Source organism: Acinetobacter sp. Tol 5 (assembly GCF_019702905.1).
GTDB classification, from domain to species: domain Bacteria; phylum Pseudomonadota; class Gammaproteobacteria; order Pseudomonadales; family Moraxellaceae; genus Acinetobacter; species Acinetobacter bereziniae.
In genome coordinates, this window is sequence record NZ_AP024708.1 from 4,224,223 (window position 1) to 4,238,741 (window position 14,519).

The 14,519-nt window shown below is 40.2% G+C and carries 8 protein-coding genes; 7 read left to right on the forward strand and 1 reads right to left on the reverse strand.

Annotated features, from left to right (window positions below; genetic code table 11):
- Window positions 1-2 precede the first annotated feature (2 nt).
- The 4 genes from TOL5_RS19635 to hisIE all read left to right on the forward strand — a co-directional run bounded on the left by TOL5_RS19635 (window position 3) and on the right by hisIE (window position 5,854).
- A complete protein-coding gene (locus tag TOL5_RS19635) occupies window positions 3-1,622 on the forward strand; it encodes an ABC1 kinase family protein (protein ID WP_121774354.1) in 1,620 nt (539 codons plus the stop codon).
- Between the two features lie 131 nt (window positions 1,623-1,753).
- Window positions 1,754-2,836: a patatin-like phospholipase family protein gene (locus TOL5_RS19640; protein ID WP_221260583.1), complete on the forward strand. Its 1,083-nt coding sequence runs from the start codon at window positions 1,754-1,756 to the stop codon at window positions 2,834-2,836.
- Between the two features lie 474 nt (window positions 2,837-3,310).
- The gene (locus TOL5_RS19645) at window positions 3,311-4,600 is read left to right on the forward strand and encodes an FAD-dependent oxidoreductase (RefSeq protein WP_121774358.1); all 1,290 of its coding nucleotides are present in this window, start codon (window positions 3,311-3,313) and stop codon (window positions 4,598-4,600) included.
- Window positions 4,601-5,068: 468 nt separating this feature from the next.
- Window positions 5,069-5,854: a bifunctional phosphoribosyl-AMP cyclohydrolase/phosphoribosyl-ATP diphosphatase HisIE gene (hisIE, locus tag TOL5_RS19650; RefSeq protein ID WP_046760394.1), complete on the forward strand. Its 786-nt coding sequence runs from the start codon at window positions 5,069-5,071 to the stop codon at window positions 5,852-5,854.
- Window positions 5,855-5,999: 145 nt separating this feature from the next.
- Here hisIE and TOL5_RS19655 read toward each other — a convergent pair whose 3' ends face one another.
- Window positions 6,000-7,988: a PhoX family protein gene (locus TOL5_RS19655; protein ID WP_046760393.1), complete on the reverse strand. Its 1,989-nt coding sequence runs from the start codon at window positions 7,986-7,988 to the stop codon at window positions 6,000-6,002.
- Between the two features lie 282 nt (window positions 7,989-8,270).
- Between TOL5_RS19655 and TOL5_RS19660 the strand changes: the two genes are divergently transcribed.
- The 3 genes from TOL5_RS19660 to TOL5_RS19670 all read left to right on the forward strand — a co-directional run bounded on the left by TOL5_RS19660 (window position 8,271) and on the right by TOL5_RS19670 (window position 14,517).
- On the forward strand, window positions 8,271-9,764 hold the full coding sequence (locus TOL5_RS19660) for a UvrD-helicase domain-containing protein (protein WP_004825357.1): 1,494 nt from the start codon (window positions 8,271-8,273) through the stop codon (window positions 9,762-9,764).
- A gap of 92 nt (window positions 9,765-9,856) precedes the next feature.
- Window positions 9,857-11,230, forward strand: a complete 1,374-nt coding sequence (locus TOL5_RS19665) for an AAA family ATPase (protein WP_121774353.1) — start codon at window positions 9,857-9,859, stop codon at window positions 11,228-11,230.
- A gap of 449 nt (window positions 11,231-11,679) precedes the next feature.
- Window positions 11,680-14,517 carry a monovalent cation/H+ antiporter subunit A gene (locus tag TOL5_RS19670; RefSeq protein WP_121774352.1) on the forward strand — a complete coding sequence of 946 codons (2,838 nt, stop codon included), beginning with the start codon at window positions 11,680-11,682 and terminating at the stop codon, window positions 14,515-14,517.
- The last annotated feature ends 2 nt before the right edge of the window (window positions 14,518-14,519 follow it).

Genomic DNA, 14,519 nt, shown 5'->3' on the forward strand with positions numbered 1-14,519 from the left:
TTATGATTCCGCATATTGCCCGTTTATTCGAACTTTGGCGTATCGCAGCGCACTATAGACTCGACACACTGGTTCCTGCGGAAGAGCTACCTGAAAAAGCCCGTCATGCACTGTCTTTAATTCGCTTACACCCTGCTGCATGGTCAAGTAAAGAACGTAAAAATCAACTTAAGCTCAAAGAAGCTTTAGAGGAAATGGGACCGCTTGCAATTAAATTGGGACAGTTGTTGTCAACTCGACGGGATTTAATTCCACCTGAAATATTGCAGCAATTGGTTTTATTACAAGACCGGGTAAAACCATTTGGCTCGGATGTGGCTAAGACACGTATTGAGCAATCGCTGAAAGCCAATATTTCAAGCATTTTTGCACGTTTTGATGAACAGCCATTAGCTGCGGCTTCAATTGCACAAGTCCATACGGCTGCTTTACATGATGGTCGTGAAGTCGTGGTAAAAGTGGCTCGTCCAGATATTCGCAGTCAGATTTTACAAGACTTTGAGATTTTACAATGGCTCGGTGCAAGCTTGGAAAAACGCCTTGAAGCGGCACGGGCAGTACATTTATCTGAAATTATTCAAAATTATCGTCAAGTCATCTTAAACGAGCTCGATCTGACACTCGAAGCAGACAACACTCGCCGTATGCGCCATTACTTCACAGGCTCAAGCATGATGTACGTGCCTGAAGTCTATATGGACAGCAAAGATGTTATGGTGGCTGAACGCATCACTGGTGTTCCGATTTCAGATATAGAAACATTTGAACGCTTGGGTATGGATCGTAAGGATCTTGCCGAAAAAGGTTTAACCATCTTTTTTACTCAGGTGTTTCGAGATAATTTTTTCCATGCAGATATGCATCCTGGAAATGTCTTTGTTGAGACCTTAAACCCAAGTCATCCTCGCTATATCGCGCTGGATTGTGCAATTATGGGCGAGTTATCTAAGCAAGATCAGATGACTGTTGCCCGTATGTTACTGGCGGTCATGAACAGCGACTTCATGCAGTTAATTCAAATTATGCATCAAGCGGGTTGGATTCCACCGGGCACAGATCAAGATGCGTTGGCTCGAGAAATGCGTCGCACTGTTGGACCGATGGTGTCCAAACCGATGCATGAATTAGACTTTGCCGGGATTTTAATTCAGGTCATGGATATTGCTCGCCGTTTCCATTTAGAAATTCCTCCCCAATTGATGTTGTTATTGAAAACCTTGGTACATGTTGAAGGTTTAGGGACGGACTTATATCCTGAGTTAGATATTTGGAAATTGGCGAAGCCTATTCTGACTGAATGGGTTAAAGCGCAAATGAATCCGCAGAAAAACTTAAAGGAGTTGGGACAAAAAATTCCTGATTTACTTTTAGGTGCTCAGGATTTTCCAACATTAATGGTGGATAGTTTAAATGGTTTAAAAAACCAATCTGCTTGGCACGCCAAACAACTACATGAATTGCAAATGATGCGCTTAGAAGTCGAGCATCAACAAAAACGAAGTTGGATTTTTGGCAGCCTCATGGCGATTTTGCTATCAATAGCCATCATTGCGCCTTGGTATATTTCGATTATTTTAATTATTTTGACCAGTATCTTAGCCATTTGGCGGATTGCCAAATAATATGAATAAGCCTATTCAATGAATAGGCTTTTTTATTTGAATGACTGCAAAGTCATCTACTGACACCTCTCGCCATTGTTGAAAATGCCACTCAACTTAAAATGAAAAAATCCGTTTGAGTGAGTATCGCAATGATTCAGATTTTACAGAAACGCCCTTCTGCTTTAACCCTTCGTGCAGGCTCACTCGCCAAACAACTCATCGCAAAAGAAGGATTGCAGTCACAACACGTGGATATGATCCCCGGTGCAGCAGGAGGTCCAAAAGGCATTGGGCTGATGGGGCTTGATCAAGCGATTTTTGGTGATTTTCTACAACGTGCCAAGCAACGCCGCTTTCTCATCGGTTCATCCGTTGGTGCATGGCGTTTTGCAGGAATTTTAGCACAGGGAGAACAACTCGGACCTGAGCGCTTGGCTGAGTTATATATCCATTTACCTTTTCATAAAAAGATGAAGATCGCAGAGATTGAAAAAATATCTCGGGAGATGTTGTACAGTATTTTAGACCACCAAACCCAAAAACTGGTCGAGCATCCTGATTATCACCTCACCATTATTTCAGCCAAAGCAGAACATTTATTTCAAAGTGATCAGAAGCTTGCACTTTATGGTTCTTTATTGGGCATTATCGGCAGTAATGCTGTTTCTAGACAACATCTCAGTAAGTTTATGCAACGCGTAATTTGTCAGCCAGCACAATTTCCACAATTTAAAATTCAAGATGACGCTTTTAAAACACATTATTTAAATTTTGACCAAGACAATGTGGCAGATTGGCTCATGGCTTCAGGTTCAATTCCAGCAGTTACGCCAGCAGTCAAAAATATCACCAATGCACCTCAGGGTGCGTACCGTGATGGTGGTTTGATTGACTATCACATCGACTTGCCTTTTGAAAGTAACGGCATTGTTTTATACCCACATTTTACCGACCGAATTATTCCAGGTTGGTTTGATAAAATGTTTAAATCTCGAACTGCAAATCCTCAAAACCAAGCGAGAACATTACTGATCTCGCCCTCTCAAGCCTATTTAGAATCATTAGCTCTAGGGCGTTTACATGACCGTAAAGATTTTGTGATGAAAGGTTTAGATGATCAAAAACGGATTACACTGTGGAAACAATCCGTCGCAGAAAGCCAGCGACTGGGAGATGAGTTTTTAGAATTGATCGAAAAGCAGAACTGGGCTGAACATATACAGGACTTATAGCCACTGATTTTTATTTAATGCCATTCAAGAGAACTCGCATAATATAGCCAATCTGTTAAAAACGCATACAGTAAATAAAATCAAGGTGATAGATATATTTTTGGATGATATAAAGCTTGCAATGCCACACTTTACCTCTAAAGTTTAAATAGATTTGCGTAGGTGATACCTTACTTTTCAGAGATGAAAAAATAACAAAAATCTTTCGTTTAACAGGGATCTTGCGCTGCAAACAAAGCAGTGCTTTGTTTTTGCTCATATCGCCCTTGACCGACGGCGGCATCCATGCCGCCAACTGCGATAGCGACATTAGGTAAAATTCGCTGATGAAAAAAGCGAAGACTATTTCATTTTATCCAGTTAATAATATTGATTGATATAAAGTCAAAACAACAAGGATGTTGCACAAAATAAAGTGTGTTGATCACTGTTTTTTTTGCTAAATTTAAACCATTCAAAATACTTACGCCAATAATGAATCAAAATAACATCCCAAAATTTGCCATCGTTGGGGCAGGAACAGCTGGGCTTGCCGCTGCAATTTTACTTGCACAACAACATATTCATGTCACCCTATTTGAAAAAGCGGCTGCACTTGAACCTGTTGGTGCGGGTTTATTACTACAACCTTCTGGTTTGGCTGTTTTTGAACATTTAGGTGTTTTAGAAGATGCCTTGAAACTGGGTGCATTGGTGACAGGTTTAGAAGGTCAACTCGCCAATGGATTTAAGTTGGTCGACAGTCATTACGTACAAGCCCACCCAGATTTTTATGGTCTAGGAATCCATCGAGCGACCTTATGCCATGTATTAGAAAAAAAATGTCATGAATATGCTGAATTGATCACATGGCACATGAATACTGATATTGAAAGACTTGATGAATCCTCACATGAAATCCGAGTCATCGGTACACAACATCAAGAATATTTTGAAGACGTATTTGATCATGTGATTATTGCCAATGGTGCACGAAGTCAGCTGAGACCTCGTCAATGGGTTAAAGTTGATCAAGCTTACCCATGGGGAGCCAAATGGACCATAGTGCCTGAATGTTTAACACTGGATACGCAGATCCTGCATCAATTTTATGACCGCGCTAAAATAATGATGGGAATTCTACCCACAGGTGCTATTCCAAACCAACCACAACAACGACTTTCTAGTATTTTTTGGAGCCTTCCCGGCAACCAACTAGGAGGTTTTTTACCCGATCAGCACGCGCGTTCCGAATGGCTCAAAGAAATTTCTCAACGTTGGAAGCCTGCAGCAGATTGGTTAGAGCAGGTCATCGCCAATCCAGAGGAAAAACAACAATGGCTTTCAGCCAATTATCGTGATGTGGTGCTCTCCAAATTTGGTGAAGGGCGTATTGGAATTATAGGTGATGCTGCACATGCAATGAGCCCGCAACTTGGTCAAGGTGCAAATATGGCGTTGTTAGATGCCTGGGCTTTAGGTCAAGCTGTTCGACATGCAAGAGACAATCAAACTATTGATCGTGTAAAGCTTTGGCAACATTACCATCAGCACCGAAAAAGCTCGACTGATTTTTATCAATTTTTAAGTCGCTTGCTTACCCCTCTTTATCAATCTGATCTATGGTGGGCAGGTACTTTGCGAGATTTTAGCTTTTCTTGGATGTATCGAATACCCTATTTTAGAAAGGAGATGGCAATCACCGTGACAGGTTTAAAATCAGGTATGTTAAGCCAAATGAAGTATCAGGACATTGCACACTCGTCACTGAACCAAAAAAAATGATGCTCACAGTAATATAAAACAGTGCAATAGTGCTGTAACTCATCTTGTTTGATAAAATTGTGCTCGATGAAATTATGCTCATTAAAACCACGCTCGTTAAAAATATACCCTTTAAAATCGTGCATTATGGTCTGATAACTTTCTTCGACGCCCAATCGTTCTTCTGCTCACCAAAAGCTAAAATTGAGAGTCTTTGTTTTTGCTTCGCTTAATGGCAATCGTTGATTCATCTGCACAAAATAAATGAGCCCCAATAAACCCACACCCTGCTGTTTTAATTTAAATACTTGCTGAATCAATGTCTTCATCTTCGGCTTTAAATGTTCGAGCAAGATTTTTGATCTCAACGAAATCCATGATCAATATTTTCCTAAAATGTTGGAAATAACGTACACTATACAAGCGCTACGCTATCTATCACGTGCGTTTAAAGTAATTATCTTATATTGATTAATCTGGTGAAATCCTATGAACAATCTGCAATGGCTCGATGAAGTAAAATTTAACGAACAAGGACTTATTCCTGCTATTGCACAACATCATCAAACTGGGCGTATTTTGATGGTGGCATGGATGAACCGTGAAGCACTGCAACTGACCGCTGAAAAAATGCGTGGTGTGTACTTCTCACGCTCACGCAATAAATTGTGGTTCAAAGGCGAGGAATCAGGGCATTTCCAAACTGTTTATGAAATTCGTTTAGACTGTGATGCTGACGTCATTGTTTTACAAATCGAACAGCATGGTGGTATTGCCTGCCATACAGGTCGTGAGTCTTGTTTTTATCGCAAATTGACAGCACATGGCTGGGAAATTGTTGACGCACAACTCAAAGATCCACAAGCAATTTATGGTGAAAATACTTCAGCGAATGCACATACAATTGCGATGAATGCATCGAATGCCCAAGCTGAACAAGTTGAAGTCTTAGATTATCTAGGCAAAATGATGGCTGAGCGTAAAGCGACTGATCCTGAATCATCTTATGTTGCCAAGCTTTATCATAAAGGTTTAAATAAAATCTTAGAAAAAATCGGTGAAGAAAGCATTGAAACCATCATTGCGGCAAAAGACTTTAAAGCCGAAGCCAATGAAAATCATAAAAATGATTTAATCTATGAAGTTGCAGACCTATGGTTCCATACCATTGTGATGCTGGGTTATTTTGATTTGGATGTACAACTGGTCTTAAACGAGCTTGCACGTCGTCAAGGGCTTTCGGGTTTAGTTGAAAAAGCCAACCGTGAGCATTAATTGGCAGATGTAATATTGGCATTTTAACTCAGAAAAACGCGCAATTTTAAGCGCGTTTTTGATGTCTGTGTTTCAATCTTGCTGCAATAAAATTGAGTCATAAAAAAGCAGCGAGTATTCGCTGCTTTTTTATTCAAATCTTAAATTAAGAAGATTTCTTCTCAACAGAAGGCGCGATTGGATCAGCAGTCAAATAACCCACCGCAGCCGCGTAACGATCTTTATAGTTACTACGAATCAATGGATCTAAAGTTGCTTGAACTTTACTGTGCAAAGAGCCCCAGTCTCCAGCATGCTGGAAGTTGCTCATGATGTAGGTCCAGCCATTAATTGAGTCTACGGCATGCAAACCTGTGGACTCTGCGCCTGCTGGGCATGAAAGAATGCGGTCTAATTTCTTTGTATCCACATTATATGCCCATAAGTAGTTATTCACATGGTTACCACTGTCTTCACCGATGAATAATGTACGTAACGCTTCAGAGAATTTTAAGTTATCCGCACTTGCAATCGTATTTGGATCAGAAGTATTGCCGATATTTAACGGATCAGCAGAAGCATCAATATCTTTTCCAATTAAAAGCATGTGTGATTGGTAAGGTACCCAGTCACTTTGAATAGCTTTTCCAGATTTATCGCTCTTAGAGCCTGCCATATCATGTGCAACAATACCACCAGCAGAAATCTTTTTCGCAAATGCTACATTATGTGACTCTAACCAAGCAGCATTGCCTTTAATCATTGAATCTTGAATATTGGCAAGGGCTGAATAAGCTACTTTGTCTTTAGCATTGACTGTTGTTCCTTCCATTTTGGTAAACGCCATACTACCGCCCATCAACGCTGCGTAGCGATGCGTTTCCAAGAATGCAGCTGCTTTTTCCATACCTGGTTTAACTTTTACCCAAACTGTTTTCTTTTGCAGAATGATCTTGGTATAGCTTGCATCTTGTGGATCTTTATCTAAGCTTTCCATGATTTGACTTGGTTGAATATTTTGAACATTCACCAAATCTTCAATTTCTTGACTGGTTGCATGACCCAAGTTAATCCACTGGATTTGTGCAGTTGAGGTTTCATTCAACTCATTTAAATACTTCGCCACATATAATGTTCCAGCAGATAAATCTTTCTCTTTATCCGCAACGAACATAAACAAACCGCCATTGGTATAATCATCACCCATCAATGCAGTGCGATTATCAGGCATCACTTGAATCAACTCATGTGAGATACGACCCAAGCAATAGTGTTTTTTCACTGTGCCTGTACCATCTTTATTTACAGTGACTTCAGGTAAGTGACCGTAGTTATAAGGTTTTGCAGAGGTTTCATCACCATAGACATTTTTACTATAAGCTTTCATGGTGGTCATATCTGTACCTAAGCCTTGACCAAATGCATCTGGCTCATACTCTTCACTTGAAAGATGTGTTCCCCATGGTGACAAACTTGCACCACAAGTAATCCATAAGCCATGCGCTTTTGACATATCTACATTGTGATATTTCACAAAAGACAAATGACCCGTTTTCGGATCTTGGTCAAGTGAAATCACCCCAATTGGCGATGGCAACTTGCCATACATGTCATTACCCGCCAAATCACGTGTGGTATATTCAAATTGCACCACAGCAAATACAGGATTGCCTTTTACACCATCAATCTTGGCATCTTTAACAGTCAACAAAGATGTTCCATCTGGACAATCTGAGAAGAATTGACGTGGTGAACCAGTAGAGTTGTCCATGATTGGCTTATTGTTAATATCGTAATAGCCACCCGCCAAGATTTTGCCACCCTTTCCATCACTGACCAAATCACCTGTTTGGAAGAAGGTTTTATAAGCAAGTTTGTAGTCCGTTTTAGTATTGTCATCCCATGTTACGGCTAGGCTAGAAGCAACTGTTGTTGTCGCCATCGCTGCTGGGTTTGCCAACGTTGGTGCATCCATTGGTGTAAATGTTGCAGTTTTTAATTTAGCTGGGTTGATGGGTTGAACTGTATCTTTGTCATCATCATTACAACCTGCAAGAGTAGCAGAAGTTGCCATTGCCCCAAGTGGAAGAAACGGAATGCTGGCTAACCATGTAAGCACTTCACGACGTGTGTGTTGGTTGGCTGAATTTGTCATAACTTTATCCGAATATGTTATAGAATTTTCCCGAGCCCAGTTTAAGAATCAGTTATGACAATCTAGTTTCACTTTTAAGTCATTTTAAAGACAAACATATATAAAAATTCGTATGATGATAAAAATGATCAGGTTTGTTGTTTTGAGTTTTTTTATATCTATCTTCATTCTTCTGTTCATCCTCATTGAACAACAAGACAATAGATTTCACCCTAGCCCGGATTATTCTTTGCTATACTCAATGCATACTGAATTTCAACCCAATAAGATTTCATAACGACTGTGCCTTATTCTTTTAGCCCAACCTCCGAGCAAAGTTTTGCAATTGCAGAAGCAAGAAAAGGACAATCCTTTAAAGTGATTGCCTATGCTGGCACAGGTAAAACCACCACTTTACAGTTAATCAGCGATGCGATGACTGATCGACGTGGGATGTATTTGGCGTTTAATAAAGCCATCGCAACTGAAGCACAAAATAAATTTCATCAAAATGTAGACTGCCGAACCTTCCATTCACTTGCATTTCGTAGTGTACCTCGTGGAGTAACCGATAAATTACGTCTACCTCGCCTAAGTCCAAGTTTTATTGCAAAAGAATATCGACTTGAGCCGATTACATTGAGACGCTTGATGGGTGGTCGTTATGAAAAATATGTGTTGATGCCGAGCCGTTTAGCCAGTCTGGTTGCCAACGCAGTCAGTTATTTCTGCTCAACAAGTTCTCAATATCCTGCACCACGTCATATACAAGCACCCAGCTGGTTACATCCCGATGATGTTGAATCTTTACAAACCCACCTCTATAAAGCCGTAGAGCGTCGTTGGTTAGAGTCTATTGATCCAAACCATCAAGCAGGGATTGGTCATGATATTTATCTCAAACTCTGGGCACTGTCAGATCCATTTATTCCCGCAGATTATGTGCTATTTGATGAGGCACAAGATGCTGACCCCTTGATGCTGGGCATCCTGTTGCGCCAACGCAACACCCAAGTTATATATGTGGGTGATGCACATCAACAAATTTACGCTTGGCGTGGTGCCGTTAATGCCATGCAACAAATGCCACTTCCTGAATCTCGTTTAACCACTTCGTTTCGTTTTGGTGATGCAATCGCAGATGTCGCAAATCATCTGCTTGGTGCCTTGGACGAAACGGTCCCTCTCTTGGGGAATTCAGAAATGAAATCCGCTGTGGTCAATAAACCACATACCAAAATGCGTGATGCAATTTTATGCCGTACTAACGCGCGTGCAATGGAATTACTTCTTTCAGGCTTGGTTCAGGGAGATAAAGTCAGCTTACAAGCCGATCATGCCAAACTAAACCGTTTTGTCGATGCCGCAAGTTTATTAAAACAAGGCAAACGTGTGATCGATGTTCCTGAATTGGCATGGTTTAATTCTTGGCATGATGTACATGAATATTGTGAAACCAATGATGGCAGCGATATCAAGCCTTTAGTTAAATTGGTTGATGATCATGGTACAGACCCACTCAAAAAAGCACTTGCTAAAATTACCCCAATAGAGCAAGCTGATTATGTGATTTCTACCGCACATAAAGCCAAGGGACTTGAGTGGAATCGCGTTCATATCGAAGATGATTACCAATTTAAAATAAACGGTTTGGAACATAAAATCAGTGATGAAGAACTGAGACTTTTATATGTCGCTTGTACCCGAGCAAAAGTCAGTTTAAATATTCATCACATTTATGATCTGGTTCAACAACTGAAAGTAAAAACTCCATTTAAAAATAAGGCGACAGCATAAGGTTTTGGTCCTTTCATCAAGATGTAAAATCATATAGTCAAAAGATGAATCGTCATAGATTTTCACGCTGCCCGTTAAATGTCAGGTATCTTATGAAACTAGAATCAATTCATTTTCGGCATACATACCATTTTGCTGATTTAAAAATAAATTTTAATGATAAAAATAATAAATCGACTACGCTCATTGTAGGCGATCAAGCCAGCGGTAAAACCGCCATTATTAAGAATATTTATCAAGCGCTGAGCTGGTTTCCCGCTCGCCTGAAAGATTTAAGAACACCTGGGATCGTGATGCTTGATCAGGATATTATGCAAGATCGTGTTCAATCTAAAATCGATGTGAATATCCACTTTCCAGCCGAAATGGGACAATTGGCAGAAAGTAGTGCAACGACTGAAAATGCCCCTCAAAGTTGTCGTTGGCAACTTTATAAAACTATAAATAGCGCAGGGATAGGCATTAGCAAAGTTGATTTACAGCAACTCGAACAGTTGGTCGAACGTTATAACCAAGTCATTAAAAATGATCCCGTACAAGGATTACCCATGCTTGCGTATTACCCTGCTGAACGTTTTGTCAATGAAGTTAATATTCTCAATAAAAACAATCCAATCGTTTTACAGCCACATAACGCCTATGAACTGGTGCCAATTCCTTACACCACATTTGCGCGTTTTTTCGAATGGTTCAGGGAAATGAGCGATATTGAAAATGCTCAACTCGCACAATTATTTCAAAATATTTTAGAAAAAAAACAGCCTGCTGATCACTCTGATCAAGACTTTCAACATCTTTTATTTCAAGCGCATTCACAGTTACACGCGCCTAGCTTACAGGCATTAAAAAAGAGCCTAAATACGATTATTCCGGAGATCACCGATATCTATCTTGAGTACCAACCAAAACTACAACTTATGGTCACCTATAAAGACCAGAATTTTAGTTATCAGCAATTATCCAATACCGTTAAAAATTGGCTGGCGTTGGTGGGTGATATTGTACGTCGACTGTGTTTACTTAACCCACTGAGCCTTTATCCATGTGAAGAAGGCGAAGGAATCTTGCTGATCGATCAAATTGATGTTGACTTAGATCAACTCGGATTACAGTTCATTCTGGATCGCTTAAATATGGCATTTCCACGCCTCCAAATTATTGCAACCGCAAGTCATGAAGCCTTGTTAGAGCAAGCGGATGAATATCAGTGCTTTAAGCTTGAAAACAAACAACTTCATGAAATTAAAAGCAATGATGTATGGGATGAATATCAACACATCTATGAAAATTTATTAAAAGAAATTCCCAAAGATACCGAACAACCTTTACTTGAACCCAGTATGCAGAGCCTAAATGCTCAACAATTGTTTCAACAATTTCAACAACTCAATGAACAACAACAAGCTGAATTGAAACGTTTAATCCAATCAGGTGATGATCAATCTTCACATAAATCATTGCTCTAAACTGGGTTTGATCTGAGCGTTAACTTACAGACATGAATGAATGTTGAGAAATTTTCAATCTCTATTTTTTTCATCATTCTCAAATCATGACGTTCTTTACTTTTAACTGATTTTTTAGCAAGGACGATAAAACCTATAGATTGTGACGCATGGCTTAAAGATTAGACAGCCAAATGCAATCATAAGCGTATAATTACAAATGTTTGCGCAAAAACTGACAAAATAAATTGATGTTATTCTGCGCATGTAATACTATGAAAAAATCAATTCAAATTAGATTTTTCAATCTTAATTGATTTTCTAATCGTTTTCTCATGTTGCGCAACACAACTGATTTTTACTCATTAATTTAACTCGGCTTTCAAGATTTAAGTTATTGGACTGTTCCTTGCATTCCTCAAATCCTTGAAAGATAAGATTCACATAGGTTTCACGACCTATTCACGATAATGGATACGCGTGTGCTTCCGATTATTATTCTATTACCGTTAATACTTGGCACGACCCTTGTCCTATGGCTGAAGCAATTCTCTCGAGGGGTAACAGCTTTAGGGGCAATCGGGGTCAGTTTAAGCAGTTTCGTACTGCTACTGACTCAGGCAAAAACAGTATTGAGTGGCAATGCCATTTTAGAACAATGGCAATGGTTACCCCAAATTGGGATTGATTTTAGCTTTCGTTTAGATGCATTAAGTTTAATTTTTTCATTGCTGATCACGGGTATTGGCACCCTGATTTATATCTATGCTTACTATTATTTAAATCCTAAAAACTCTCTCAGCAAACTTTATTCATTATTGATGCTATTCATGGCAGCGATGCTGGGTATTTCTCTATCAAACAACCTCATCATATTATTGGTGTTCTGGGAGCTGACCAGTATTTCATCATTCTTGCTTGTGGGTTATTGGAATAATTACGAAGCAGCGCAACGTGGCGCACGTATGGCAATGACCATCACCGGGATGGGTGGCTTAGCCATGCTGGGTGGTTTTATTTTAATTGGTCATATTGCAGGAACCTATCAAATTGACCAACTCACCACAATGACAACAACAATTCAAAATAGTGGTTTATTTGTTCCTGCCTTATTATTGATTTTATTGGGTGCATTTACCAAAAGTGCACAATTTCCGTTTCACTTTTGGCTTCCAAATGCAATGGCAGCCCCAACGCCTGTATCGGCGTATTTACATTCAGCAACTATGGTCAAAGCAGGGATCTTCCTTGTTGCTCGCTTGCTTCCAATTTTTGTGGGTTCAGCGTTGTTTCATAATCTCGTGACCACTATTGGATTATTTACCTTATGTATGGCAGCATTTTTTGCCATTTTTAAAGAAGATTTAAAAGGGTTACTGGCCTACTCAACGATTAGTCATTTAGGTCTGATCATGTGCCTATTGGGCATTGGCTCACCATTAGCTGTTGCAGCTGCAATTTTCCATATTATTAACCATGCAACGTTTAAAGCTGCTTTGTTCATGATTGCAGGCATCATTGATCATGAATCAGGTACACGTGACTTAAGAAAGCTCAGTGGACTGTGGCAACTGCTTCCTTTTACTGCAACATTGACCATGATTACTGCTGCCAGTATGGCAGGTGTACCACTCACCAATGGTTTTATTTCTAAAGAAATGTTCTTTACAGAATTATTGGCGAACTTATCTGGTGGCTATGTTGTTTTAGCTGCAATCGTTGCAACATTGGCAGGTCTCTTTGCAGTAGCCTATTCGGTACGTCTTGTACATGGTGTATTTTTTGATGGTGATGTAGGACGTGATGTGCCCAACAAAAATGCGCATGAACCTCCGCTTGGCATGCGCTTACCGGCAATTATCTTGGCAACGTTATGTATTCTTGTCGGTATTCTTCCTGCACTTTTGGTGGAAAATATCGTCAATGCAGGAACACGTGCCTCTACAAAGCTGTCAAACTTTGAAGGTGTTCATTTAGCCATTTGGCATGGTTTTAATCTGCCTTTACTGATGAGTGCGATTGCCCTCATCGGTGGTGTGATTTTCTACTTTGCTTTAGCCAAAGGTGGACGAATTCGTGAAATTGACCTTGACCCAAGTTTAGGGCGTTTACAAGGGAAATTATTATTTGAAGACTTCCTGAAAAATCTGTTATCGCTATCCCGCAAAGTAAAGAAAAATACTGAAACAGGTTCATTACAAAATTATTTGTTGCTGATTCTAGCCTTAAGTATTGCTTTAGTTGCTGCCCCGCTACTCAACCAAAACCTCACTACAGGAACACGGGAACTGACACATGCACCATTCACAGCAATCGTCCTTTGGTTGTTGCTGTTCTCTGCATGTTGGATGATGTTGTGGTTCCATCATGAACGGATCAAGGCAGTTTTAATTAGTGGTGCAATTGGTCTGGTCGTCACCATGATTTTTGTGACACTCTCAGCACCTGATCTTGCACTGACACAAATTACTGTAGATGTGGTCACCACCGTACTGTTGTTGATGAGTTTGTCCCTTCTTCCTCAATTGACACCTTATGAATCAAGCCGTACACGTCGTTGGCGTGATGCTGTGCTTGCCATTGGTGGAGGTATTGGAATCGGTTGGATCGCATGGTTGATCATGACACGTGATCACAATTCAATTTCATGGTTCTTTGTACAACAGTCGCTTCCATTGGGTGGTGGTTCAAATATCGTCAATGTCATTTTGGTCGATTTCCGTGGTTTCGATACCTTTGGAGAAATTGCCGTATTAGGTATCGCAGCGATTGGTGCACTCTGCATGATGGATGGGATGCGTACACACGGTACAACCATGACAAAAGGATTAAGCTATCGTTTTAACCCGTCACCTTTAATGTTCCGTATGACCGCTTCATGGGTACTTCCTGTTGCATTGGTGGTCAGTTTGTATATTTTTCTACGTGGACATAATTATCCAGGGGGTGGCTTTATTGCGGGTTTAATTACCTCAATGGCACTGGTGATTCAATACATTGCACTCGGACAAGACCAAGCGGAGAAAATGCTGCGAGCAAAATCTGGTCGACTTTATGAAGTCTGGATTGGATTAGGATTATTGATTGCAGGGCTGTCAGGCATTGCTTCATGGTTATGGGCTCGTCCTTTCCTCACCAGCGCACATGTCTATGTTGAATCAAGCCTATTTGGTACATTCCACCTTGCTTCTGCAGCCGCATTCGATCTTGGTGTATATGGCACTGTGGTTGGTGCAACAATGTTACTCATTTCTGTTTTAGGCGATTCTAGACATTCCAGTATGTCTGGTCCAGTACCCAAGGAGTAATG

Coding starts and splice junctions, on each gene's coding strand:
- TOL5_RS19635 (WP_121774354.1), top strand. CDS start 3: ATGATTCCGCATATTGCCCGTTTATTCGAACTTTGGCGTATCGCAGCG.
- TOL5_RS19640 (WP_221260583.1), top strand. CDS start 1,754: ATGATTCAGATTTTACAGAAACGCCCTTCTGCTTTAACCCTTCGTGCA.
- TOL5_RS19645 (WP_121774358.1), top strand. CDS start 3,311: ATGAATCAAAATAACATCCCAAAATTTGCCATCGTTGGGGCAGGAACA.
- hisIE (WP_046760394.1), top strand. CDS start 5,069: ATGAACAATCTGCAATGGCTCGATGAAGTAAAATTTAACGAACAAGGA.
- TOL5_RS19655 (WP_046760393.1), bottom strand. CDS start 7,988: ATGACAAATTCAGCCAACCAACACACACGTCGTGAAGTGCTTACATGG.
- TOL5_RS19665 (WP_121774353.1), top strand. CDS start 9,857: ATGAAACTAGAATCAATTCATTTTCGGCATACATACCATTTTGCTGAT.
- TOL5_RS19670 (WP_121774352.1), top strand. CDS start 11,680: ATGGATACGCGTGTGCTTCCGATTATTATTCTATTACCGTTAATACTT.